The organism is Stenotrophomonas sp. 62841_Sma (assembly GCF_056482945.1).
Map to the genome: position 1 here is coordinate 2,164,201 of NZ_CM151224.1, position 24,511 is coordinate 2,188,711.

The 24,511-nt window shown below is 67.0% G+C and carries 23 protein-coding genes; 10 read left to right on the plus strand and 13 right to left on the minus strand.

Going from position 1 to position 24,511, the window contains the following annotated elements; genetic code table 11:
- Positions 1 to 26: 26 nt before the first annotated feature.
- The 6 genes from ACZK5G_RS10135 to ACZK5G_RS10160 form a co-directional block, all read right to left on the minus strand.
- Positions 27 to 560: a hypothetical protein gene (locus ACZK5G_RS10135; RefSeq protein ID WP_478466265.1), complete on the minus strand. Its 534-nt coding sequence runs from the start codon at positions 558 to 560 to the stop codon at positions 27 to 29.
- The gene (gene yeiP / locus ACZK5G_RS10140) at positions 550 to 1,116 is read right to left on the minus strand and encodes an elongation factor P-like protein YeiP (protein ID WP_005409468.1); all 567 of its coding nucleotides are present in this window, start codon (positions 1,114 to 1,116) and stop codon (positions 550 to 552) included. Before yeiP ends, ACZK5G_RS10135 begins: the two co-directional genes overlap by 11 nt.
- Positions 1,117 to 1,164: 48 nt before the next feature.
- Positions 1,165 to 1,935: an SDR family oxidoreductase gene (locus ACZK5G_RS10145; protein WP_132810025.1), complete on the minus strand. Its 771-nt coding sequence runs from the start codon at positions 1,933 to 1,935 to the stop codon at positions 1,165 to 1,167.
- A 100-nt stretch (positions 1,936 to 2,035) separates the two neighbouring features.
- Entirely contained in the window at positions 2,036 to 2,932 is an 897-nt protein-coding gene (locus tag ACZK5G_RS10150) for a hydroxymethylglutaryl-CoA lyase (RefSeq protein WP_008268685.1), read from the minus strand.
- Positions 2,929 to 3,330, minus strand: a complete 402-nt coding sequence (locus tag ACZK5G_RS10155) for a VOC family protein (RefSeq protein WP_180847784.1) — start codon at positions 3,328 to 3,330, stop codon at positions 2,929 to 2,931. The genes ACZK5G_RS10150 and ACZK5G_RS10155 overlap by 4 nt, the downstream gene beginning before the upstream one ends.
- Positions 3,331 to 3,332: 2 nt before the next feature.
- A complete protein-coding gene (locus tag ACZK5G_RS10160; RefSeq protein ID WP_107432688.1) occupies positions 3,333 to 4,121 on the minus strand; it encodes an enoyl-CoA hydratase-related protein in 789 nt (262 codons plus the stop codon).
- A 119-nt stretch (positions 4,122 to 4,240) separates the two neighbouring features.
- Here ACZK5G_RS10160 and ACZK5G_RS10165 point away from each other — a divergent pair, with 119 nt between their 5' ends.
- The 3 genes from ACZK5G_RS10165 to ACZK5G_RS10175 are packed head-to-tail and all read left to right on the plus strand — an operon-like array spanning position 4,241 to position 6,611.
- Positions 4,241 to 4,495: a FeoA family protein gene (locus ACZK5G_RS10165; RefSeq protein ID WP_032128790.1), complete on the plus strand. Its 255-nt coding sequence runs from the start codon at positions 4,241 to 4,243 to the stop codon at positions 4,493 to 4,495.
- Positions 4,492 to 6,357: a ferrous iron transporter B gene (feoB, locus tag ACZK5G_RS10170; protein WP_049400127.1), complete on the plus strand. Its 1,866-nt coding sequence runs from the start codon at positions 4,492 to 4,494 to the stop codon at positions 6,355 to 6,357. The genes ACZK5G_RS10165 and feoB overlap by 4 nt, the downstream gene beginning before the upstream one ends.
- On the plus strand, positions 6,357 to 6,611 hold the full coding sequence (locus tag ACZK5G_RS10175; RefSeq protein ID WP_478466268.1) for a DUF6587 family protein: 255 nt from the start codon (positions 6,357 to 6,359) through the stop codon (positions 6,609 to 6,611). Before feoB ends, ACZK5G_RS10175 begins: the two co-directional genes overlap by 1 nt.
- Before the next feature lie 45 nt (positions 6,612 to 6,656).
- Here ACZK5G_RS10175 and ACZK5G_RS10180 read toward each other — a convergent pair whose 3' ends face one another.
- The 4 genes from ACZK5G_RS10180 to ACZK5G_RS10195 form a co-directional block, all read right to left on the minus strand.
- Positions 6,657 to 7,118, minus strand: coding sequence for a DUF4304 domain-containing protein (locus ACZK5G_RS10180; RefSeq protein WP_458075142.1), 462 nt, complete (start codon positions 7,116 to 7,118; stop codon positions 6,657 to 6,659).
- 116 nt (positions 7,119 to 7,234) lie between these two features.
- Positions 7,235 to 7,816, minus strand: a complete 582-nt coding sequence (locus ACZK5G_RS10185; RefSeq protein ID WP_478466270.1) for an NAD(P)H-dependent oxidoreductase — start codon at positions 7,814 to 7,816, stop codon at positions 7,235 to 7,237.
- A 55-nt stretch (positions 7,817 to 7,871) separates the two neighbouring features.
- Complete coding sequence (locus ACZK5G_RS10190) at positions 7,872 to 8,267, minus strand: MerR family transcriptional regulator (protein ID WP_121503177.1); 396 nt, start codon at positions 8,265 to 8,267, stop codon at positions 7,872 to 7,874.
- 4 nt (positions 8,268 to 8,271) lie between these two features.
- On the minus strand, positions 8,272 to 9,033 hold the full coding sequence (locus tag ACZK5G_RS10195) for a 3-oxoacyl-ACP reductase (RefSeq protein WP_478466272.1): 762 nt from the start codon (positions 9,031 to 9,033) through the stop codon (positions 8,272 to 8,274).
- Positions 9,034 to 9,171: 138 nt separating this feature from the next.
- On the opposite strand from ACZK5G_RS10195, the gene ACZK5G_RS10200 reads away from it, so the two are divergent.
- The 6 genes from ACZK5G_RS10200 to recJ all read left to right on the plus strand — a co-directional run bounded on the left by ACZK5G_RS10200 (position 9,172) and on the right by recJ (position 17,992).
- The gene (locus tag ACZK5G_RS10200; protein WP_032128797.1) at positions 9,172 to 9,852 is read left to right on the plus strand and encodes a 4-hydroxy-tetrahydrodipicolinate reductase; all 681 of its coding nucleotides are present in this window, start codon (positions 9,172 to 9,174) and stop codon (positions 9,850 to 9,852) included.
- Positions 9,853 to 10,160: 308 nt separating this feature from the next.
- Positions 10,161 to 11,288, plus strand: coding sequence for a glutamine-hydrolyzing carbamoyl-phosphate synthase small subunit (carA, locus tag ACZK5G_RS10205; RefSeq protein WP_478466273.1), 1,128 nt, complete (start codon positions 10,161 to 10,163; stop codon positions 11,286 to 11,288).
- A 148-nt stretch (positions 11,289 to 11,436) separates the two neighbouring features.
- Positions 11,437 to 14,679 carry a carbamoyl-phosphate synthase large subunit gene (carB, locus tag ACZK5G_RS10210; RefSeq protein WP_478466275.1) on the plus strand — a complete coding sequence of 1,081 codons (3,243 nt, stop codon included), beginning with the start codon at positions 11,437 to 11,439 and terminating at the stop codon, positions 14,677 to 14,679.
- 8 nt (positions 14,680 to 14,687) lie between these two features.
- Positions 14,688 to 15,152, plus strand: a complete 465-nt coding sequence (gene greA, locus ACZK5G_RS10215) for a transcription elongation factor GreA (RefSeq protein ID WP_026347191.1) — start codon at positions 14,688 to 14,690, stop codon at positions 15,150 to 15,152.
- 4 nt (positions 15,153 to 15,156) lie between these two features.
- Positions 15,157 to 16,074 (plus strand): phosphoglycerate mutase, encoded by a 918-nt coding sequence (locus ACZK5G_RS10220; RefSeq protein WP_478466276.1) that lies wholly within the window; start codon positions 15,157 to 15,159, stop codon positions 16,072 to 16,074.
- Positions 16,075 to 16,234: 160 nt separating this feature from the next.
- Positions 16,235 to 17,992, plus strand: a complete 1,758-nt coding sequence (recJ, locus tag ACZK5G_RS10225; RefSeq protein ID WP_478466278.1) for a single-stranded-DNA-specific exonuclease RecJ — start codon at positions 16,235 to 16,237, stop codon at positions 17,990 to 17,992.
- 84 nt (positions 17,993 to 18,076) lie between these two features.
- Here the strand turns inward: recJ and ACZK5G_RS10230 are convergent, their stop codons facing one another.
- Positions 18,077 to 19,126, minus strand: coding sequence for a DUF1176 domain-containing protein (locus ACZK5G_RS10230; protein ID WP_478466280.1), 1,050 nt, complete (start codon positions 19,124 to 19,126; stop codon positions 18,077 to 18,079).
- 131 nt (positions 19,127 to 19,257) lie between these two features.
- On the opposite strand from ACZK5G_RS10230, the gene ACZK5G_RS10235 reads away from it, so the two are divergent.
- On the plus strand, positions 19,258 to 22,167 hold the full coding sequence (locus ACZK5G_RS10235; protein ID WP_478466281.1) for a VIT domain-containing protein: 2,910 nt from the start codon (positions 19,258 to 19,260) through the stop codon (positions 22,165 to 22,167).
- Positions 22,168 to 22,258: 91 nt separating this feature from the next.
- On the opposite strand, the gene ACZK5G_RS10240 is transcribed toward ACZK5G_RS10235, so the two are convergent.
- Positions 22,259 to 23,416, minus strand: a complete 1,158-nt coding sequence (locus ACZK5G_RS10240; protein ID WP_478466282.1) for a hypothetical protein — start codon at positions 23,414 to 23,416, stop codon at positions 22,259 to 22,261.
- Between the two features lie 94 nt (positions 23,417 to 23,510).
- Positions 23,511 to 24,482 carry a phosphatase PAP2 family protein gene (locus tag ACZK5G_RS10245; protein WP_032128805.1) on the minus strand — a complete coding sequence of 324 codons (972 nt, stop codon included), beginning with the start codon at positions 24,480 to 24,482 and terminating at the stop codon, positions 23,511 to 23,513.
- Between the last annotated feature and the right edge of the window lie 29 nt (positions 24,483 to 24,511).

Sequence of the window (24,511 nt, forward strand, 5' to 3'; positions counted from 1 at the left end):
ACGCTCGGCTCTACATCATCGAGGGGTCAGCCCCCGCAGGGCTTCAGGTCGAGATCGAAGTCCAGGTCATAGCGGCCGTTGATCCCGATCAGCGCTGCGCGGACAGCGCAGTCACCGCGATGACGCGCGACCAGATCGGTGAAGTTCTTCTCGCGGCCTTCGCAGTATTTGGCGCTGGCCTCTTCCAGTTCACGGCGACGCTCGTCGTCGTACGGCTCTTCGCCGGCGAAATGCTGGCAGGTGTTCTCGCGCGCGAGGAAGGCCTGCACGTCGGCCGGCATCGCGCAGTAGATGCGCACGTCGTCGACGTCATACACATCCTCCGGGACCGGACAGCCTGCGGCTGCACGTACCTTGTCCAGGTCCTCATCGCCCGAGGGCTGCTCGGTAGCGGGCTCCGCTTCGGCGATGGCCTCCATGGCGGCCGGTGCCTCCACCGCTGGTGCGGCGGTCACGGCCGGTTCGGCTGGCGTGGCGTCGGCAGCATTGTCCGCTGCCTGCGGCGAACATGCCGCAAGCAGGGACAGGCAACCGATCAGCGCAAGGCGCTTAGTCGGCACGGCCAGCGAATTCGCCGGTGGCGGTGTTCACCAGCACGCGCTCGCCGTTGACGATGTACTCCGGCACCATGATTTCGATGCCGGTGTTGAGCTTGGCCGGCTTCGGGCGCTTGGTGGCGGTGCCGCCCTTCAGTTCCGGCGGCGTCTCGATCACTTCCAGCACCACCGAGGCCGGCAGCTGGATCGCCACCGGCTGCTCGTCGATCACCTGCACGTAGATGCCGGTCAGGCCGTCGGTGATGTAGCCGGCGTCGTCGCCGATCACGTCCGCGTCCAGGGTGTACGGGGTGTAGTCCTCGTCATCGAGGAACACGAAGGCATCGCCGTCCTTGTACGAATAGGTGGACTGGCGGCGCAGCAGTTCGACTTCGACCAGGTTGTCGTCGGCATCGAAGCTGGCGTCGAGCTTGTTGCCGCCCGGCACGCTGTACATGATGAAGCGGAAGCGGACGTTGCCGCCGCGACCCTGCGGCGAGCTGCGCTCGATGTCGCGGATCTGGTACACGCCGTTGTTGTACTCGACGACGTTGCCCTTCTTGATGTCGTTGGCTTTCATGGTGATCTAGGTCGTTGGGGGAGGGCGCCGTCCCGGCGCCCGGGGGAATCACTTCGGAGCGAGGCGGGTAGCGCCGTCCAGGCGGATGGTCTCGCCATTGAGGTAGGTGTTGCCGAGGATGAAGCCAACCAGGCTGGCGAAGTCTTCCGGCTTGCCCAGGCGTGACGGGAACGGGATCGACGCGGCCAGTGACTGCTGCACCGCCTCGGGCATGCCGTCGACCATCGGCGTCCAGAACACGCCTGGAGCAATCGTATTGACGCGGATGCCGAAGCGCGACAGTTCGCGCGCCATCGGCAGCGTCATCGACACCACGCCGCCCTTGCTGGCGGCATACGCGGCCTGGCCGATCTGGCCTTCGTAGGCGGCGATGCTGGCGGTGTTGATGATCACGCCGCGCTCGCCATCGGTACCGGCCTCGTTGTGCTGCATGCGGTTGGCCGCGGCCTTGGCCACGTTGAAGCTGCCGACCAGGTTGACCATCACCGTGCCCTGGAAGCCGGCCAGCGGCATCGGACCTTCCTTGCCCAGCACGCGGCCAGCGCCGAGGATGCCGGCGCAGTTCATCGCCACGTTCAGGCCGCCGAGGAACTCGTGGGCCTGGTCGATGGCTGCCGAAACGGCCGCTTCATCGCTGACGTTGACGTTGAAATAGCGGGCCTTGTCGGCACCCAGCCCGGCAACGGCGGCTGCGCCCTTGTCGTCGTTGAGGTCGAACAGGGCCACCTTGCCGCCCTGGGCGACGAGGTGCTGGGCCACGGCCAGGCCGAGGCCGGAGACGCCGCCAGTGATCACGGCACGTACGGAAGACAGCTGCATTGAACGGTCCTGCAGGTTCGAGAACCGCCGATTCTAACGGAAGCCGTGACCGCCGCTGTTGTGCACTGCGCCGCCGGTGCAGGGCGGCGCAGTGCAGCGGTCAGCCGGCGGCGGCCAATGCCTGGCCGGTGCGGCTGGCAGTGGCGCGGCCGAGCAGGCCGGCCAGCCAGCGGCCGGTCTCGGCCAGTGCAGGCAGGTCCACGCCGCTGTCCAGGCCCAGGCCCTGCAGCAGGTAGACCACGTCCTCGCTGGCGACATTGCCGCTGGCGCCCTTGGCATACGGGCAGCCACCGGCGCCAGACACCGCGCTGTCGACCACGCGCACGCCTTCTTCCAGGCAGGTGGCGATGTTGGCGATGGCCTGGCCATAGGTGTCGTGGAAGTGCACGGCCAGTGCGGCCATCGGAATCTCGGCGGCAACCGCCTGCAGCATCGCCCGGGCCTTGCGCGGGGTGCCGACGCCGATGGTGTCGCCCAGCGAGATTTCGTAACAGCCCATCTGGTGCAGGGCGCGCGCCACCCGCACCACGTCGGCCAGCGGCACCTCGCCCTGGTAAGGGCAGCCGAGCACGGTGGACACGTAACCGCGCACGCGCACGCCATCGGCGGCGGCGCGGCGCAGGATCGGCTCGAACCGGGCCAGCGATTCGTCGATGCCGGCATTGGTGTTGGTGCGGTTGAACGCTTCGGACGCGGCGGTGAACACCGCCACTTCCTCCACGCCCACCGCACGGGCGCGGTCGTAGCCCTGTTCGTTCGGCACCAGCACCGGGTAGTGGATGCCGGGCCGACGCTGGATGCCGGCGTAGACCTCGGCGGCATCGGCCAGCTGCGGGATCCACTTCGGGCTGACGAAGCTGGTCGCCTCGATGCTGCGCAGGCCGGTGGCCGACAGGCGGTTGATCAGTTCGATCTTGTCGGCGGTGGACACCGACTGCTTTTCGTTCTGCAGACCGTCACGCGGGCCGACCTCGACGATGCGGACATAGTCGCTCATGCGGCCACCTCGTCGGCAGGGCGGTGGCATACCGCCTCGATGTTGTTGCCATCCGGGTCGAGCACGAAGGCGCCGTAGTAATCCGGGTGGTACCACGGGCGCAGGCCCGGCGCGCCGTTGTCGCGGCCGCCGGCGGCGAGGGCAGCGGCATGGAAGGCGTCCACCTGGGTGCGGCTGGCGCAGGCGAAGGCCACGTGCACGCCGTGGCTGGCGGTGCCGCCATTGCCAAGCCAGAAGAACGGCTTGCCGTCGTTGCCGAAGCCGATGTGGTCGTGCGCGCCGGTCTGTTCGGCGGTGACTTCCATCACCACGCCGATCTGCAGCGGCGCCAGCGCCTGCAGGAAGAAGGTCTTGCTGCGCGCCAGGTCGGCGCTGGTCAAACCAAGATGATCGAGCATGTTCAGGCTTCCGTGACCCAGTGGGGCGCGCGCTTGTCGAGGAAGGCGCCCAGGCCTTCCTGGCCCTCGGCGGACACCCGCAGGCGCGCGATCAGGGCGGCATTATCGCGATCCAGGGCATCGCGGTCATGGCTGTCACGCACCTGCCGCACCAGCTGCTTGGCGCTGGAGGAAGCGATCGGGCCGGCCTTGTCGAGCAGGGCCAGCTGGCGCTGCACGGCCTCGTCCAGGCGTTCCGGCTCGACCAGCTGGTGGACCAGGCCGATGCGCAGCGCAGTCTCGGCGTCGAAATGCTCGCCGGTGGCGAACCAGCGCCGCGCCTGGCGCGGGCCGATGGCCTCGATCACGTAGGGCGAGATCACCGCTGGCAGCAGGCCGAGGCGGCTTTCGGTCAGGCCGAAGCGGGCCGCGGTGCTGGCGATGGCGATGTCGCAGCAGGCGACCAGGCCGACGCCGCCACCGAAGGCCGCGCCGTGGACCCGGGCCAGGGTCGGCTTGGGCAGCTCGTCCAGGGTGCGCATCAGCCGCGCCAGGGCCAGCGAGTCCTCGCGGTTGTCGGCCTCGCTGGCGGCGGCCATGCCACGCATCCACTGCATGTCGGCGCCGGCCGAGAAGGAGGCGCCGTGGCCGGCCACCACTACCGCGCGCACCGCGTCGTCGCGTCCGGCGGCTTCGAGGGCGGCGGTCAGCCGCGCTATCAAGCCGGCGTCAAAGGCATTGTGCAGCTCGGGCCGGTTCAGCCAGAGGGTGAGGACGGCGCCGCTGCGCTCGATCTGCAAAGCATCGTTCATGGGATTCCAGGGTCACTCCATACCTGTATGGATCATAGCGGGCCATTGGTCATGGGCCATGACGCGACGCGGGAATGTTAGAATCGAGAACCATTTACATCCAGCAGAGAATGCGCTAGATGACGCTGTCCGAACTGCCGCTGCACGCCTCGGCCGTGGTCGAGTCCGTGCAGGACCTCCATGCCAACGATGCCATCGCCCGTCGCCTGCGCGAGCTGGGTTTCGTGAAGGGCGAGGAAGTGCGCCTGGTGGCCAAGGGCCCGGTCGGTGGCGAGCCGCTGCTGGTGCAGGTCGGGTTTACCCGGTTTGCGCTGCGTATCAGTGAAGCCAAGCGCGTCGTGGTCGACGCCAACCGCCAGGAGCGTCGCGCATGACCGCTGCAACTTCTACCGCGCCCCTGCGCATTGCGCTGGTCGGTAACCCCAACAGTGGCAAGACCGCGCTGTTCAACCAGCTGACCGGCAGCCGGCAGAAGGTTGCCAACTACACCGGCGTCACCGTCGAGCGCAAGGAAGGCCGCCTGCGCGCGCCGTCCGGCCGCGAGTTCGCCGTACTCGACCTGCCGGGCGCCTACAGCCTGCACCCGGCCAGCCTGGACGAGGCAATCACCCGTGACCTGTGCCGGGGCTTCTACCCGGGCGAGGCTGCACCGGACGTGCTGCTGTGCGTGATCGACGCCACCAACCTGCGTCTGCACCTGCGCTTCGCGCTGGAACTGCGCGAGCTGGGCAAGCCGATGGTGGTTGCGCTGAACATGGTCGATGCGGCCCAGCGCCGTGGCATCCAGGTGGACGTGGCCGCGCTGGAGCGCGAGCTGGGCGTGCCGGTGGTGGAAACCGTGGCGGTGCGCAAGCAGGGCGCCAAGGCCCTGGTCGAGCGCCTCGATGCGATGGTGCCGCACCTGGATGCGCCGGTGCCGGGCCCGGAAGGTGGCATCGACTACCACGCCAAGGTGCGCGAGATCCTGTCGGTGGCCGTGCGCATGCCGGCACGGACCGCCAAAGTCGACGACGCGCTGGACCGCTGGCTGCTGCACCCGGTGTTCGGCCTGATCAGCCTGGCGGTGGTGATGTTCCTGATCTTCCAGGCGGTGTATGCCTGGGCGACACCGTTGATGGACGGCATCGAGGCCGGTTTCGCCTGGCTTGGTGCGTTTGTTGGCAGCGTGCTGCCGGAAGGCCCGCTGGCCAGCCTGCTGACTGACGGCATCATCGCAGGTGTGGGTGGCGTGGTGGTGTTCCTGCCGCAGATCCTGATCCTGTTCTTCTTCATCCTGGTGCTGGAGGAATCCGGCTACCTGCCGCGTGCGGCGTTCCTGCTCGACCGCATGATGGCCGCCGCCGGCCTGTCCGGCCGCTCGTTCATCCCGCTGCTGTCCAGCTTCGCCTGCGCGGTGCCGGGCATCATGTCCACGCGCAGCATCCAGGACCCGCGTGACCGCCTGGCCACGATCCTGGTCGCGCCGCTGATGACCTGCTCGGCACGCCTGCCGGTGTACGCGCTGCTGATTGGCGCGTTCATCCCGCAGAAGACGGTGTGGGGCGTGTTCAACCAGCAGGGCCTGGTGCTGTTCGGCCTGTATGCGGCGGGAATCCTCAGTGCGCTGGCGATGTCGTGGATCATGAAGAAGTGGCGCCGCGACAAGAGCGAGCACCCGCTGATGCTGGAGCTGCCGTCATACCGCCTGCCGCACGTGCGCGACCTGGCGGTCGGCCTGTACGAGCGGGGCATGATCTTCCTCAAGCGCGTCGGCGGCATCATCCTGGCGCTGACCATCCTGCTGTGGGTGCTGCTCTCGTTCCCGGCGGCTCCGGCCGGCGCCACCATGCCGGCCATCGATTACAGCTACGCCGGCCAGATCGGCCATGCGATGGCGGTGTTCTTTGCGCCGCTGGGCTTCAACTGGCAGATCTGCATCGCGCTGATTCCGGGCCTGGCCGCGCGCGAAGTGGCGGTGTCCTCGCTGGCCACCGTGTACGCGCTGTCGGCGGCCGATGACGATGCCGCCAGCCAGGCACTGACCCCGCTGATCAGCGACGGCTGGTCGCTGGCCACCGCGCTGTCGCTGCTGGTCTGGTACATCTACGCCCCGATGTGCATCTCGACGCTGGCCACCATCAAGCGCGAGACCAATTCGTGGAAGACGATGGCCTTCTCGGCGTTCTACCTGTTTGCTGCGGCCTACGTGGCGGCGCTGATCACCTACCAGGTGACCAAGGCGCTGGGAGGCGGCTGATGGATACCGGCCTGCTGATCCAGTACCTGATCATCGCGGTGGCCGTACTGGTCAGTGCCTGGGTGGTGTTGAAGAAGCAGTTCCCCGGCACCGTGCGCAAGCTGCGTGGCGCGCTTGCGCTGGCCCTGCTGAAGCCGGGCCGCGCCGCCTGGATGCAGACGCTGGGACGGAAAATCGCGCCGCCGGCCACGGGCGGCGGTGGTGCCTGTGGCGGTTGCGACAGCTGCGGGCCGACGCCGCCCAAACAGCACTGAATGTGTCCTGGTAGGTGCGAACCTTGGTTCGCACGCTCCCGGGGTTCAAACCTCTCTGCGGATGAGCGCGCGGAAGTTCCCGTCCTGATTCAATCGCCGCACCGACTCGCGGTTTCCATGGGTTGCCGCGAAGCCCGCCACGTCGGCAAGGGCATCGAGCAGCAGGCATTTCATCCCATCGCGATTGCCGGCCTCCAGCAGATCATCCAGATCCTGCTGGATGAAAGCCCGGCGCAGGCCGGGCGTCTCTTCGATCCGCCAGTCGACATGGGGCGTGGGAATGCTGGAGCGGTACCGGAAAGCCGTTTCAAGATCGTCAGGCGCAAGGGGATGCTCGAGCAGTTCTGGAAAGTAGAGCCCAGCATTCACATAGAAGCCCCGGCTTTCGCTGGCGCGCTGGTGATTGACGACAAGCAGGGCGGCATCCAGCAAGCGGTAGCGGGTCGTCGACGTGCCGGAAAAGCCCGTCTTCCTGGCGCACTTGCTGAAGACAGTCGAGGATTTCATGGGCTTTGCCTGGGCCGGAAGGGGGGCTCACAGCCTTGAGGCGCGGTGCCTGGCGGTCAATTGGCAAACGCGACACATGGAACGTGGCCGGCATTTCATCCATGCATGGCGTGGATCTACCTGGCGCGTGAACCCAGCTCTGCTGCCAACGCCAGCCACTTGCTGCGTTGTGTTGGGGTACTGCTGCGCACCGCACCGAGACGGCTGACCCGCACCGGGCGGATGCCGCAGAATTCCAGGAGGGGGGCGCGGATCTGGGTGATGCCCGGGTCGCGGTAGATCCAGCGGTAGTACCAGGGCGGCGTGTCCAGCGTGGTGATCACCCGCGCGCTGCGCCCGGCCAGCAGCCGGTCCCACCACACCGAATCGTGCCGGTAGCGGAAGGCGTACCCCGGCAGCAGCACGCGATCGAAGAAGCCCTTCAGCAGCGCCGGCATCGCACCCCACCAGGTGGGATAGACCAGCACCAGGTGATCGCAGGCCTCGATCGCTTCCGCTGCGTGCTGCAGGTCGGCTTCCAGCGGCTGGATCTGGCGGTAGCCATGCCGCAGCACCGGATCGAACTCGAGTTCACCCAATGCGATCAAGCGCACCCGGTGGCCGGCATTCTCGGCGGCGGTGGCGTAGCGCTGGGCGAGGGCGCCGCACAGGCTGTTGCGGTCGGGATGGCCGAGCAGGATCAGGATGGAACGGGACACGGCAACCTCGGGCAATGGAAAGTGCGCGAGGCTGCGGTCTGCCCCAAGGGCAGAGTCAAGCCTGGGTCGTGCAGCCGCTGGGTTCCAGCACGCAGTCATTGCTGCCGGAGAGCAGCCACTGCTGCAGTTCGTCGCTGACCTGCTGCAGGTCGAGCTCGACCTGCGCCAGCCGTGCCCGCTCGCTGGCAATGCGGCTGCGCTGCTGCTCAAGCAGGGCCAGCACTGCCTGCCAGTCGAGCCGCCCGTCGCGGCCCTGCAGGCGCGAGATTGCCGCCAGCGTGATGCCCAGCCCCAGCGCCTGGCGGATCAGCTGCACCCAGGCCACGTCCTGTTCGCTGTAGTCGCGGTAGCGGTTCAGTCGTGGCACCGGCGGCAACAGGCCGCGCGCCTCGTACAGTCGGATGGCCTTGGCGCTGGCCCCGGTCAGGCGGCTGACCTCGGAGATGCGCATCGGCTCAGTCCCGCACCAGTCCGCCATCCACCACCAGGTTCTGCCCGGTCACCGCGCGTGACCACGGGCTGGCGAAGAACAGCGCCGCATCGGCGAACTCGGCCGGGGTGGTGACGCTGCGCAGCGGGGTGTTGGCGGCGATGTAGTCGAACACCGCTTCCGGCGTGGCGGCGCTGGCATCGGTGGTGCGCAGCAGGCCGCCGGACAGCATGTTCACGGTGATGCCGTGCGGGCCGAGGTCGCCGGCCAGGGTGCGTGTCAGCGACAGCAGTGCGGCCTTGGCAGCGGTGTAGTCGTGGTAGGGCACCACCGGGTTCTGGAACAGGTTGGTGCCGATGTTGATCACGCGGCCGAAGCGGCGCGCCTGCATCCCGGGCAGGGCGGCCTGCACGGTGTTCAACGCACCGCGCACACTGCCCTCGAACTGGGCCTGGAAGGCCGGCCAGCCGATGTCGGCAGCGCTGTCGCGGGCGTCGCCATTGAACGAGAAGGCGGCCAGCGCGTTGTTGACCACGGTGGTGACGCCCTGACCGAAGTGCGCCAGCGCGTGCTGCAGCATTGCATCCACCTGGGCGCGGTCGGTGACGTCGGCCGGCAGCGCGATCGCCTGTCCGCCCAGCTCAGTGGCCAGCGTACGTGCGGCGGCTTCGCTGCGGTGGTAGTTGATGATGACGCGGGCGCCCTGGGCGGCGAAGGCGCGGGCGATGTGCTTGCCAAGGCCGCGGCCGGCGCCGGTGACCAGCACCAGCTGTTCGCTGATCTGCATGAAGGAGCTGCCATCCATTGCATGAAAGGGCATGCAGCGTAGCAGCGATGGCGCTTGCCGGAGCGGGCGTGCTGCCGCTAGCCTGCAGGCATGAACCAGACTCCCCTGCGATTGCTCATTCACGGTGCCTCCGGGCGCATGGGCCAGGCCCTGCTGCGGCTGGCCGCCGAACATCCCGAAACCCTGCAGATCGTGGCTGCGGTAACCGGCCGTGCGCCGACCCAGCGCGTGGTCGACGGCGTGCCGTTCTTCGGCGCCAGCGAACTGCCTGGCGCGCCGGTGTTCGATGTGGCGATCGACTTCAGCCTGCCGGAGGGCTTCGACCCGATGCTGGCGCTATGCGTGGAGCGGGGTGCGGGCCTGGTCTCGGGCACTACTGGCATCTCCAGCACACAGCGGCAGGCGCTGGAGGCCGCGGCGGCGTCCATCCCGCTGGTCTGGGCGTCGAATTTCAGCCTGGGCGTGGCGGTACTGGACGAGCTGGTCGAGCGCGCGGCGCAGGCGCTGGCCGGCTGGGACTGCGACATCGTCGAATCGCACCACACGCAGAAGAAGGACGCGCCGTCGGGCACCGCGCTGACCCTGGGCGCGGCCGCGCAGCGGGGCGGGGCGGAGCCGCATTACGCCAGCCTGCGTGCCGGTGACATCGTCGGCGAGCATCTGGTGCAGTTCACAGGACTGGGTGAGCGCATCGAGCTGGTGCACCGGGCCACCAACCGCGACATCTTCGCCCGCGGCGCCCTGTTTGCCGCCCGCCAGCTGCAGGGCCGCGCCCCGGGCAGCTACCGGGTGCGGGACCTGCTGGACGGCCCCCGGTAACGGTCCAGGCCGATGGTAGATGCCAACCTTGGTTGGCAGGCTTTCCGGGAAGCGCCAACCAAGGTTGGCGTCTACCAGGGTCATGGCGGCCCGCATACGCCGCCGGATTGAAATGAATGCGCAATCGCCTGTTCATGAAGTTCGATAACCGCTGGCGCGAGCGCCCCGGCAGCGCTACAATTCGCACTCGCCGAATCACGAAAGCCGGACCGGTCCCAGACCGCACGTCCGCGCTTTTTTGCAACCGGATTTCCGTGAAGCGCAGGCGTGACTTCGGCAGCCCCCTCGGTAGCCAAAGTGAGATTCCCGTGACCCAAGCCGCAATCCTCGTCCTCGAAGACGGCACCGTATTCGAGGGCGAATCCGTAGGCGCGCCCGGCCTGTCCGTCGGTGAGGTGGTGTTCAACACCGCCATGACCGGCTACCAGGAAGTGCTGACCGACCCGTCCTACGCCCGGCAGATGGTCACGCTGACCTATCCGCATATCGGTAACACCGGCATGACCGACCAGGACAATGAAGCGTCCAAGGTGTGGTCGGCCGGCCTGATCGTGCGCGATGTTCCCCGCCGTCCCAGCAACTGGCGCAGCCAGGTGTCGCTGCAGGACTGGCTGATCCAGCGCGGCGTGGTCGCCATCGCCGGCATCGACACCCGCAAGCTGACCCGCATCCTGCGCGAGAAGGGCGCGCAGAACGGTGCGCTGATGGCCGGTGACATCGACGTGGAAAAGGCACTGGAAGCCGCCCGCAAGTTCCCGGGGCTGAAGGGCATGGATCTGGCCAAGGTCGTCACTACCGAGAAGACCTACACCTGGACCGAGGGCCAGCTGGACCTGGATGCCAACGCCTTCGTCAGCGTGCCGGCCAAGTACAAGGTCGTGGCCTACGACTTCGGCGTGAAGACCAACATCCTGCGCATGCTGGCCGAGCGCGGCTGCGAAGTGACCGTGGTGCCGGCACAGACCCCGGCCGCCGAAGTGCTGGCACTGAAGCCGGACGGCGTGTTCCTGTCCAATGGCCCGGGTGACCCGGAACCGTGCGACTACGCCATCGAAGCGATCAAGACCTTCATCGACGTGAAGATCCCGACCTTTGGCATCTGCCTGGGCCACCAGCTGCTGGGCCTGGCCTCGGGCGCGCAGACCATAAAGATGGGCCACGGCCACCACGGTGCCAACCACCCGGTGCAGGACCTGGACAGCGGCCGGGTGATGATCACCTCGCAGAACCACGGCTTCGCGATCGATGAAGCGACCCTGCCGGCGACCCTGCGCGTGACCCACCGCTCGCTGTTCGATGGCACCAACCAGGGTGTCGCCCGCACCGACGTGCCGGCGTTCTCGTTCCAGGGCCACCCGGAAGCGTCGCCGGGCCCGACCGATGTCGGTCCGCTGTTCGACCGCTTCGTGGTGCTGATGGAGCAGGCCAAGGCGTGATCAGTACGCCGCCGGCCCCCCGGTGGCGTCGCGATGGACCGTAAACCCCGCAACGCTGCTGCCGCTGGCGCGGCGCTGCGGATCAAGATTCCTGATCGACAGCGTGCGATCACCCCCCTTGTCACGCTGTACTGACTTAGAGAAGAAAATGCCCAAGCGCACTGACCTCAAGACCATCCTCATCATCGGTGCTGGCCCGATCGTCATCGGCCAGGCCTGCGAGTTCGACTACTCCGGCGCCCAGGCCTGCAAGGCCCTGCGTGACGAGGGTTACCGCGTGGTGCTGGTCAACAGCAACCCGGCCACGATCATGACCGACCCGGGGATGGCCGACGCCGTCTACATCGAGCCGATCAACTGGCAGACGGTCGAGAAGATCATCGCCAAGGAAAAGCCCGATGCGCTGCTGCCGACCATGGGTGGCCAGACCGCGTTGAACTGCGCGCTGGACCTGGCCGACAACGGCGTGCTGGAGAAGTACAACGTCGAGCTGATCGGCGCCAAACGCGAAGCGATCCGCATGGCCGAAGACCGCGAGCTGTTCCGCGTCGCCATGGGTGAGATCGGCCTGGAATGCCCGACCGCCGCCGTCGCCCACACCCTGGACGAAGCGCTGGAGATCCAGACCCGCGTCGGTTACCCGACCATCATCCGCCCCAGCTTCACCCTGGGCGGCAGCGGTGGCGGCATCGCCTACAACCGCGAAGAGCTGGTCGAGATCGTCAGCCGCGGCCTGGAACTGTCGCCGACCACCGAAGTGCTGGTGGAAGAGTCGGTGCTGGGCTGGAAGGAGTTCGAGATGGAAGTGGTCCGCGATACCGCGGACAACTGCATCATCGTCTGCTCGATCGAGAACCTGGACCCGATGGGCGTGCACACCGGTGACTCGATCACCGTGGCCCCGGCGCAGACCCTGACCGACAAGGAATACCAGCGCCTGCGCGACGCCTCCATCGCCGTGCTGCGCAAGATCGGCGTCGATACCGGTGGCTCGAACGTGCAGTTCGGCATCAACCCGAAGACCGGCCGCGTGGTCGTCATCGAGATGAACCCGCGCGTGTCGCGTTCCTCGGCGCTGGCCTCCAAGGCCACCGGCTTCCCGATCGCCAAGGTCGCCGCCAAGCTGGCCGTGGGTTACACCCTGGACGAACTGAAGAACGAAATCACCGGTGGCCTGACCCCGGCCTCGTTCGAGCCGTCGATCGACTACGTCGTCACCAAGATCCCGCGCTTCGCCTTCGAGAAGTTCCCGGCCGCCGATGCGCGCCTGACCACCCAGATGAAGTCGGTGGGTGAGGTGATGGCGATGGGCCGCACCTTCCAGGAATCGATGCAGAAGGCACTGCGCGGTCTGGAGACCGGCAAGGTCGGCTTCGACCCGACCGGCCTGGACCTGAGCAACGAAGAAGACCTGCAGACCCTGCGCCGCGAGCTGAAGGCCCCGGGCCCGGAGCGCCTGTTCTTCGTCGCCGATGCGTTCCGCGCCGGCATGAGCGTGGAAGAGATCTACGCACTGTCGTTCATCGATCACTGGTTCCTGGACCAGATCGAGGAAATCATCGCGGCCGAAGCCGAAGTCGCTGCCGGTGGCATCGACGCGCTGGACGCCGCCCGCCTGCGCAAGCTGAAGCGCGCTGGCTTCTCCGACGCGCGCCTGGCGCAGCTGACCGGCACCAACGAAGCCGCCATCCGCGCGCTGCGTCGTGCGCACAAGGTGCGCCCGGTCTACAAGCGCGTGGATTCCTGCGCCGGTGAGTTCTCCACCGGCACCGCCTACCTGTACTCGACCTACGAGGACGAGTGCGAGGCCGCGCCGAGCAACCGCGACAAGATCATGATCCTGGGTGGTGGCCCGAACCGCATCGGCCAGGGCATCGAGTTCGACTACTGCTGCGTGCACGCGGCACTGGCGCTGCGCGAGGATGGCTATGAAACCATCATGGTCAACTGCAACCCGGAAACCGTGTCGACCGACTACGACACCTCCGACCGCCTGTACTTCGAACCGCTGACCCTGGAAGACGTGCTGGAGATCGTCGAACTGGAACAGCCGAAGGGCGTGATCGTGCAGTACGGCGGCCAGACCCCGCTGAAGCTGGCGCGCGCGCTGGAAGCCAACGGCGTGCCGGTGATCGGCACCAGCCCGGACTCCATCGACCTGGCCGAAGACCGCGAGCGCTTCCAGCAGCTGGTCGACAAGCTGGGCCTGAAGCAGCCGCCGAACCGCATCGCCCGCAACGACCAGGAAGCCCTGCTGCTGGCCCGCGAGATCGGCTACCCGCTGGTGGTGCGCCCGAGCTACGTGCTGGGCGGCCGTGCGATGGAAATCGTCTACGGCGAAGCCGACCTGGCCCGCTACGTGCGCGACGCGGTGAAGGTGTCCAACGATTCGCCGGTGCTGCTGGACCGCTTCCTCGACAATGCCGTGGAGTGCGACGTCGACATCATTGCCGATGCCCAGGGCAACGTCCTGATCGGCGGCGTGATGGAGCACATCGAAGAAGCCGGCGTGCACTCGGGCGATTCCTCGTGCTCGCTGCCGCCGTACTCGCTGTCGGCTGAAACCCAGGCCGAGCTGCGTCGTCAGGTGGTGGAACTGGCCAAGGCCCTGAACGTGGTCGGCCTGATGAACACCCAGTTCGCGATCCAGACCAGCGATGAAGGTGCCGACACCATCTACCTGCTGGAAGTGAACCCGCGTGCCTCGCGCACCGTGCCGTTCGTGTCCAAGGCCACCGGCATGCCGCTGGCCAAGATCGCCGCCCGCTGCATGGCCGGCAAAACGCTGGCCGAGCAGGGCGCGACCAAGGAAATCGTGCCGGACTACTACTCGGTGAAGGAAGCGATCTTCCCGTTCGCGAAGTTCCAGGGCGTCGACCCGATCCTCGGGCCGGAAATGCGCTCCACCGGTGAGGTGATGGGCGTCGGCCGCACCTTCAACGCCGCCTTCGCGCGTGCGCAGGAAGCCGGTGGCATCAAGGCGCCGCCGGTCGGCAAGGCCTTCGTCTCGGTCCGCGATCCGGACAAGAAGCGCGTGCTGCCGGTGGCCAAGGCACTGCTGGCGCGTGGCTACAGCCTGGTCGCCACCCGTGGCACCGCCGCGTGGCTGCAGCAGCACGGCATGGACTGCGAGATCATCAACAAGGTGGTCGAAGGCCGTCCGCACATCGTCGACTCGATCAAGAACGGCGAGATCGTCTACATCGTCAACACGACCGAAGGTCGTTCGGCGATCAACGACTCGTTCTCGATCCGTCGCGAGGCGCTGCAGCATCGCGTCACCTACTCGACCACCATTGCCGGCGCCAAGGCGCTGGTGGATTCACTGGAATTCCGCGGCACCGGCCCCGTCTGGTCGCTGCAGGAGCTGCACAAGGAGTTGAATGCATGAGAGCCCCCATCACGATGAAGGGCGCGCAGAAGCTGCGCGACGAACTGGATCACCTGAAGTCGGTCAAGCGCCCGAAGGTCATTGCGGCCATCGCCGAAGCGCGTGAGCATGGCGACCTGAAGGAGAACGCCGAGTACCACGCCGCGCGCGAGGAACAGGGCTTCATCGAAGGCCGCATCAAGCAGCTGGAAGGCGAGCTGTCGCACGCCGAGATCATCGACGTGAGCAAGCTCAATGCCGGCTCCAAGGTGGTGTTCGGCGCCAGCGTGACTCTGGCCGACGTGGAAACCGACGAAGAGAAGAAGTACCAGATCGTCGGTGACCTGGAAGCGGACATCAAGCTGGGCCTGATCGCCATCTCCTCGCCGGTGGCGCGCGCGATGATCGGCAAGCTGGAAGGCGATTCGATCGTGATCGACGCCCCGGCCGGCCAGCGCGAGTACGAGATCGTCAGCGTCAGCTACGTGGACTGACCCGGTGGCAACGGCGACCCTGCTGTTGCCGGCGCGCAGCCGCTTTGCCGCGGCTGCGCTGCCGGACGATGTGGCGCGTGCGCTCGGCCGCGCCACGGCGGTGCAGGTCGCGCCGGGCGAACGCGCGCAGCTGACGCGCCACTTCACGGTTGCCGCGCCGCACTGGCCGGTGGCCGCGTTGACCCGCCAGCGCGACGTCGGCGATGCCGCCGGCGCCAGCTGGCTGCGCGCCGATCCGGCCTGCATGGTGCCGGACATGCATGGCGCGCGGATGATGGCCTACGGCGAAACGCTGCGGCCGACGCTGGCCGACTGCCTGGCCCTGCTGCCGGTGCTGCAGCCCTTGTTCGCCGATGCCGGGTTCGTGCTCGACGCGCCCGATCCCTCGCGCTGGTACCTGCGGCTTCCGATCGACCTGGCCCTGCCGGACTTCGACAGTCCGGACGAGGTGCTGGGCGATGACCTGTTCTCGCACCTGCCGGAAGGCGAGGGCGGTCGCCGCTGGCGGGCGCTCATGACCGAAGCGCAGGTGCTGCTGCACAACCATTCCTGGAACCAGCAGCGCGCCGCGCAGGGACAACAGCCGATCAATTCGCTGTGGTTCTGGGGCGGTGGCGTGATGCCAGTGTCGGTCAGCACGGCGCATGCGCAGGTGCGCAGTCGTGATGCCCTGCTGCAGGGCCTGGCTCTGGCGGCGGGCGTGGCCGTGGATGGCGAGCAGGCGGTGGATGCACTGGTCGACCTGCGCCAGCTGCGCTCCCTGCAGCAGCTCGGCAATGATGCGATCCGGCCACTGCTGGCCGCGCTGAAACGCGGCGAGCTGCCGCGACTGGTGCTGGATTTCGAGGATGGCCTGCAGTTCCAGCTGGATCGTGGCCAGCGCTGGCAGTTCTGGAAAAAGCCGCGGCAGCTTCACGATTGAGCGGGATCGGATCCGTTTTCCATCGGAAAACGGCTCTGACCCTGGACGTTTGCCGGGGTTGCCGGCCAGCGGCCGGCACTACCGCAGCTGCCGGGCACAATCCCGCCAGCCTCTCCCGCGCGCGGTATCATCCCTCTGTCTTTCGTAACCGGCGATGCCGATGTCCCTTGCCGCCGATGCCGTGCAGCCCTCCTCTGATACGCCGACGATCCGCCGCCGCGATGCGGTTGCGCCCGCCAACTGGCCGGAGGGCACGCTGCCGTTGCTGGCGCGGCTCTACGCCAGTCGCGGTGCCGGTACCCCGGAGCTGGCGCTGCCGAAGCTGGGCAGCCTGCATGCGCCCGAGCTGCTGACCGGCATCGACGATGCAGTGGGCCTGCTGGTCGAGGCCATCGCCAACGACAAGCGCATCCTGGTGGTCGGCGACTTCGACTGCGATGGTGCTACCGCCTGTGCGGTCGGTGTGCGTGGCCTGCGCATGCTCGGCGCGCAGCATGTCTTCCACGCGGTGCCGAACCGCATGGTGCACGGCTATGGCCTGTCACCTTCACTGGTGGAGGAGTTGGCCGAGCTGAAACCGGACCTGCTGGTCACGGTCGATCACGGCATTGCCTGCCATGCGGGTGTGACTGCGGCCAAGGCGCGTGGCTGGCAGGTGCTGGTCACCGACCATCATCTTCCCGGCCCGCAGCTGCCGCCGGCAGATGTCATCGTCGATCCGAATCTGGATGGTGATGCCTTTCCCAGCAAATCGCTGGCCGGTGTCGGCGTGATCTTCTACGTGCTGATGGCGTTGCGCCGGCAGATGCGCGAGGCCGGTGTCTTTGCCGATGGCAAGGGGCCTGACCTGACCACGCTGCTGGACCTGGTGGCGGTCGGCACCGTCGCCGACCTGGTGGCGCTGGATCCGAACAACCGTGCACTGGTCAGCGCGGGCCTGCGCCGGCTGCGCGCGGGGCAGGGCTGTGTCGGCCTGCGTGCGCTGATCGAAGCGAGCGGCCGTGACGCCACGCGACTGACTGCCACCGACATCGGCTTCGCACTCGGCCCACGCCTGAACGCGGCGGGCCGGCTGGAGGACATGGCGCTGGGCATCGCGCTGCTGCTGACCGAAGATCCGCGCCAGGCGCGCGAGATCGCGCAGACGCTGGAGCAGATCAATTCGGAACGGCGCGCGGTGCAGCAATCGATGACCGATGACGCCGAGCAGGCGTTGACCCACGTGGTGCTGGACATGGCCGGCCAGCGCCCGGTGGCGGCCTGCCTGTTCGATGCCGATTGGCACCCGGGCGTGGTCGGCCTGGTCGCATCGAAGATGAAGGATCGCCTGCATCGCCCGGTCATTGCCTTCGCCCCGGCCGAACCGGGCGCCGACACGCTGCGTGGCTCGGCGCGCTCGATTCCCGGCCTGCACATCCGTGACGCGCTGGCACTGGTCGACGCGCGCCATCCGGGCCTGATCGAACGCTTCGGTGGCCACGCCATGGCGGCGGGCCTCAGCCTGCGGCTGGATCACGTCGATGACTTCAAGGCGGCCTTCGTGGCTGTCGTGCTGGAAATGCTCGAGCCCGCGGCACTGCAGCAGCAGGTTCTCAGCGACGGCGAACTGGCCGCAGACGAGCTGGATCATCGCCACGCCGATGCGTTGCGCCTGGCTGGACCGTGGGGCCAGGGCTTCCCCGAACCGCTGTTCGACGGCCACTTCGAAGTGGCCAACTGGCGCGTCCTGAAGGAACGCCACCTCAAGCTTGAATTGCGCCTGCCAGGCGTACCCGGCACGATCAACGCGATCCACTTCGGCGGCTGGCACGGCAACGCACCCGGCCGTCATGTGCATCTGGCCTATCGGCTGGCCTGCGATGACTATCGTGGCGGCAGCGCCATCCAGCTGATCGTCGAGCACTGCCTGCCTGCATGAAAAAAGGGGACGGAGGGGATTAAGTCGCTTGTGCCTTGTTTGCCACTTGCGACTTAATCCCCTCCGTCCCCTTTTTCTGTGGCGTCAGCGGACCTCGCTGACCAGCATCGGCAGTTCCCAGGTGCCACCGGGCACGCCCCGGCATAGACCCGGTGCCACCTCGGACGTCGCGATGAAGTTCGTCCCGTCCCACGTCCAGGCTGCGTGCGACATGCAGTCAGCGAGGCCGCGGCCCTTCTGCGCGGCAATGATCTGGCCGTCGGCGTAGTCGATCGCATCGCTGGTCACCCATTGCACCTGGAACGGCGCCTGCGGGCGCGCGACCCAATAGCCATCGCCGATGTTGTAGGCCCCGCGCCAACACGGGACCGTGATCAGCACATGCTGCGCGTCCAGGCGCCGGACCTGCAGCGGGGAGTTGCTGAGCGGAACGTCGGCATCAGTTTCCTGCAGGCCTTCGCAGCTGTCGCCCTCCAGCGTGGCACGCAGTGCCGCGCGCAGGGCGGGTGAGGCGGCCAGCCGCGCGAACGCCGGGTCGTCCGGAGTCGAGTCCAGGGTGGCGGCCTTGCGCACAACCGGCACCGGCAGTGCGGCGGGGACGCTGGATTCAGGCGTGCTGCCCTTGCGCATCACGGCGCCGGGCGTGCGGAGGCGGCCCTGGTACTCATCGATCTTCAGCAGTACCGCTGCGGCACCCTTGTCCGACAGCGGCCAGCGATGGCCAGCGCCATCGGTCACGCTGATTCCTCCATCGCGTACCAGTGCGGACAACAGTGCGCTGGTCTGAGCGGCATTCAAGCTGTGCGTGCCTTCGCCCTTTGCGGTTGCGAGAACGCCCAGATCCTGCTGCTGGATGCGCAGATGCAGTGCGCCCTTGGGCTGGGTCTGGCCTTCTTCCGGCTGCAGCGTCAGGCGGCCCTGGATGGCCTGATCCGGGCCGCTCTTGCGGGTGAGCAGCACACTCAGGGTGCTGTCATCGTCGGTGGCGTAGCCGGCGGCGCGGCAGGTCAAGGTGTTGTCACAGGCCACGACCCAGTCGTGGTGCTGGAAATACAGGCTTTTGGCCGGAGCCGCAGCAAGGGCCGTCAGGGGGCAGGCCAGTGCCAACAGAGTGGCCAGCAGGGGCAATCGCATCGGCATCCTTGCGCGTGTGGGAGCGTGGGGCATGGTGCCTGTGGATGGGGGCAAAGAAAAGCCGAGCACGGTCCAACCCCATTCCGGCTGTCCGTGCGTTCAAATGTCCACGATCCCACTGGAGCCCTGTCATGGTCTTCGTCCGTTGCTGCGCTGTGTTGTTGCTGGCCCTCGCGGCTGGGCCTGTCGGCGCTCAGTCGCCACGTATTGCCAGGCCGCAAGCCACCACCCCGCTGTTGATCGCGCCCGCCGCCGAACAGCCGGTGCAGCTGCAGCGTGCCCGCATCGAAGGCGAGGTCCAGGCCGGCATCGCCCAGACCAGGATCACCCTCGAATTCCACAACCCGAACCGACGCGTGCTGGAGGGCGAGCTGCAGTTCCCGTTGGCCGATGGCCAGCAGATCAGCGGCTTCGCGCTGGACATCAACGGTGAACTGCGTGACGCCGTGCCGGTGCCCAAGGACCGTGGCCGCCAGGTGTTCGAGGAAATCGCCCGCCGTGGTGTGGACCCGGGCCTGCTGGAACAGACTGCCGGCAACCAGTTCCGCCTGCGTATCTATCCGCTGCCGGCCGGTGGCAGCCGACGCGTGCAGCTGGTGATTCGCGAACCGCTGGCCTTCGCTGGCCAGGGCTGGCAGTGGACGCTGCCGCTGCAGTTCGCCGCTGGCGCTGCATCGGTTGAGCTGAAGCTGCAGGCGCCGGAAGCGGCCACCGCAGGTTCGGCCCCATTCCGCATCAATGCGGGCCAGCTGCACTGGCAGGGCAAGGGCGCGCAGTTGCCGACGCAGCTGCAGTGGAGCCTGCCGGCGGCACGTCAGGCGCAGGTCCAAGTGGCGCCCTGGCAGGACGGGCACTACCTGTTGGCGCAGCTGCCGGTGGCAGTCAGTCGCACGCCGCGCACACTTCCCAGCGAGATCGGCCTGCTGTGGGACGGCTCCGGATCCTCGGGTCAGCGCGACCGCACACGTGAGTTCGCGCTGCTGGATCGCTACTTCGCAGCGATGGGTGACGGCACCGTGGCGTTGACCGTGCTGCGTGACCGTGCCGAACCGATGCGTCGCTTCCGTGTCCGTGCAGGCAACTGGAGCGAGCTGCGTGCAGCACTCCAGGCCGTACGTCCCGACGGTGCCAGCGCGCTGGCGCAGTGGCAGCCGCAACCGAGCGTGAAGGAATACCTGCTGGTCAGCGATGGCCTGCTGACCTATGGACCGGAAGCATTGCCAGCACTCGCACCGCAGCAGCGCCTGTTCGCGGTCAGCAGTGCTGGTGCGCGAACCGATGCAGTGCGCCTGCGCGGCTGGAGCGAAGCGCATGGCGGTCGCTTTGTCGCGCTGGGCAAGGATGTTGATGCGGCCGCTCGCGAACTGCTGTCGTCGCCGTTGGACGTGCAGGTCGATGCGGGCCGTGGCGTACAGGATGTTGTGATCGATCGTCGCAGCGAGGCCGAAGGCTGGCTATGGCTGCATGCCCGCCTTGCGGCGGACGGCGTGCCGATGCGGGTGCGCGTGGGCGGCGGTGAATGGCAGGCGCTGCCGGCAACGCAGAAGAGTGACGACGGTGAACTGCTGGCCGGCTTGTGGGCGCAGGCCCGTCTGCAGCAACTCGGCGCCGACCGCCGAGGCAACCGCGAGGCAATGCAACTGCTGTCGCAGCAGTTCGGCCTGGTCGGACCGGACACCTCGCTGATCGTGCTGGAGACCCTGGAGGACTACCTGCGCTATGCGATCCGCCCTTCGGGCAAGCTGCGCGCCGAGTACGATGCCCGCTTCGCACGGCAGGTGAGCGATCGCGCCGCTGCCGATCACCAGCGCCTGGACCAGGTTGCCGCAGTTTGGAAGGAGCGCCAGCAGTGGTGGAACCGAAGCTGGCCGAAGGGAGCGCCTCCGCAGTTGAAGGGCGGGGCGCTGGAAGTTGCATCCGCGGACTACGCGATGGACTCGGCGCCGGTGGCGATGCTCGCTGCGCCGGCCCCCGCGGCACCGCCCGCGCCGGCACCGATGGCTGCCGCCGAGCAACGCATGGAAGCCAGCAGCGCGCGTGCACGTCGCTCAGCGTCCACATCGAACAAGGCCCTGGATTCAATCACGGTCACTGGTGGTCGTGTCGCTGCGCCCGCTGCCGCCAACGAGGGCGAGCTCGGCATCCAGCTTGCCGCCTGGCAGCCGGACTCGGCCATCGCCCAACGCCTGCGCCAAGGCCCGGCGTCGCAACTCTATGACCGCTACCTGGCCGAGCGCGATGCACATGCCGACAGCAGCGCGTTCTTCCTCGATGTGGCCGATCTGTTGCTGGAGCAGGGCCAGCGCGAACTTGCACTGCGCGTGCTGTCGAACCTGGCCGAGATGGACCTGGACAACCGCCACCTGCTGCGTGTGCTCGGCTACCGGTTGATGCAGGCGGATGCCCCCGCGCTGGCGGTGCCGGTGTTCGAGCAGGTGCTGGCGATGGGCCAGGAGGAACCGCAGAGCTTCCGCGATCTTGGCCTGGCACTGGCGGCTGCCGGCAAGCCGCAGCAGGCGTTGGCGCCGCTGTATCAGGTGGTGGTGCGGCCGTGGGACAACCGCTTCGACGGCATCGCCCTGATCGCGCTGGATGAGCTGAACAACTTGGTGGCACGCAGCACGCCACGGCTGGATACCCGCAGCATCGACCCGCGCCTGCTGCAGGCGATGCCGCTGGACCTGCGCGTGGTGCTGTCGTGGGATGCCGACAACAGCGACATGGACCTGTGGGTGACCGACCCGAACGGCGAGCGCGCGTACTACGGCAACCGCCTGACCTACCAAGGCGGGCAGATGTCGCAGGACTTCACCGGCGGCTATGGCCCCGAGCAGTTCTCGCTGCGCAATGCCAAGCCCGGCAAGTACAAGGTGGAGGCCAATTACTTCGGCAGCCGCCAGCAGCTGGTGACCGGTGCGACGACCCTGATGCTGCGCCTGACCACGCACTGGGGCACGCCGAAGCAGAAGGACCAGATGGTCACGATGCGACTGAAGGATCGTGCCGAGACGGTGCTGGTGGGTGAGTTCGAGGTGAAATGACCGACCCCAGGCATATGTAGAGTCGAGCTTGCTCGACTGCCTCGATGTAGAGCCGAGCCCATGCTCGGCTCTATACGACGCAATCCTGCTGCTATTTCCCGCGCATCCATGCGTCGAGTTGTCTAGCCAACGTACGATTCTTGTAGGCAGATGCAGCTGAGCCAGTGCCTGGAACCAGATTGATTCCTAGTCGTGCGTTTATCTGCTTGACCCATTCGGGAAAATGATCAAGCTTGGCGCCAATGATTGGCGGCAAACTGAAGTCATTGCTGGTTGGTTCGTCCTGGTAGGCGACGTAGGAGCCATTACCAGATGTCAGGTTGATTGACCAAGGGCTGTCAGGCCAACTGTTGAGAGTCAGGCTGATCCGAGGATGCCCGCTCTCGCTGCTGTACTCGCCATCCTGACAGAGGGTGATTCTGGCGCTCCAGTCTCGGATGTTCTGCACGTGCCAGCCTTGGCGCTGCAGCAGCTGGACAGCGTCCCCCGCCATGATCCGCGTGTCATGCAGTTGCGCGAGATGCTCACAAAGCGCGGCGTACTCGTTGTTCTCCGCGCAGAATGGTCGAGCGGCCTCGGCGGTCAGGTAAAGCACGGAGAGCACATGGTTTTGATCTTCGTCTCCCGGCGAGTTCCTGAGCATCAGGTCATGTGCCATCTGGATACGCGTGTCCTCATTGAGCTGCACGATGAGTGCCATGCCCCAATAGAGGATTGACCCCACGCCCCCGATATCGTGTTGCAGGAATCGGCTGGCTTCGAGAATGATGGGGGCAGAGGAACGGAATGGAAGGAATTTTTCGACCTTCTCTCGCTGGGTTTGGAACGACTGGTATTTCCTGCAATGCTCCACCAGGCGGGCGCGCTGTTTCAGATCGGCTGCGTTTGCAACCGTGCCACTTGGCAGCTCGCCATGTTCATTGAAGCCGAAGCAGAACAGGTGCTCGAGGGTTCGGCTGGGTGGGCGCGTGTCGTAGCCCACCGGAAGCTTTGTGAGTTCCAGATAGGCTGCAACAAGGGTGGGAAAGTCTCTCTCAGGGAGTCCGGCGACCTTCCAGTCTCCAACACGCAGCCAGTGGAAGTAGAAGCGCTGCAGCATTTCCCCGGACAGGTGGCGACCTGCTTTCGGTGCAAGTGCTCCGAGTTGGTAGTGATAACTCGGGTAGATGTCGCCTTGATGTTCCTCAGCAAGCGCGGCTTCTTCTGAGTCAACAAAGTCTACCAGCAGATTGATGTCGGATTGATCCATTGCAGGCCTCCAGGCAAAGGAGCCTTCCGTCGGGAAGGCGACCTCCTAAGCTGGCAAGGCGCTATGGAATATTCAATGCGAATAGTTGCAAATGTCAGGCCTCAGTGCCCCTGCGCGGAATCAATCGCGCCACTGCCACGCCGCCACCGAGGATCAGCAGCGTGCCGACGGTATGCCACAGCAACCCGGTCATCGGAACATCCGGCAGCGGAATGACGTCTGCGAGCCAACCAATGACCGGTCGCGCCAACAGGTAGACCACCACCACGGCCAACACGCGCAGCACCCGCTGCACGATACCCTGCGGGTCTGCCGGCCAGCCGCGCCACTGCAGCCACGCCACCAGCAGCGCCAACGCTAACAGGCGCGAAGCTTCGCCCAGCGGCACCAGGGGCGTCCACAGCGAAGCCCATGCCAGCATCACGCCCAGGCCCAGCAGCACCGGCAGCTGCCAGCGCCTCTCTCCACGCAGTCCCGGCATCAACTGCCACGCCAGCACGGCCACCCCGAGGCCGATCAGCCACCCGGCCAGCACATCGGCCAGGAAGTGCCGGCCCAGATACATGCGCGAGATCGCCATCAGCAGGGGCCAGCCCAGCACCAGCGTCCAGCGCAGCCAACGGCGGCGGATGCCGAACGCCAGCAGCAGGGCAACACCCGCTGCAGTGGTGATGCCCACGTGGCCGCTGTTGAAGCCATAGTCGGCGTGCGGCTGGGCCCGCAGCATCGCCGTGGCCTTCGCATCGGGCAGCGACCAGAACGTGTGGCCGCCACCATCCACCACGAACGGGTGCGAAGGCTCGCCCTTGTCCAGTACCGCTGCATCCACGTCGGAGGGACGGGGCAGGGCGGCGCTCTGTTTGATCGCATGGGTGGCGCAGGCCATCAGCAGCACCGCCAGCATCACGCAGAGGCCGGCGCGCAGGCGCGCACCGAACGCGCACACCAGGATCAGCGCGGTATAGGCCATCTCGTAACCGAGCAGGCTGATGAACTGCATCACCGACAGGAACCAGCCGGTGTCGAAAGTGTGCTGCAACCACAGGTGCCATTGCGTCTGGAACATCCGTTGTCCTCATCATCCGTTGGTAAGCG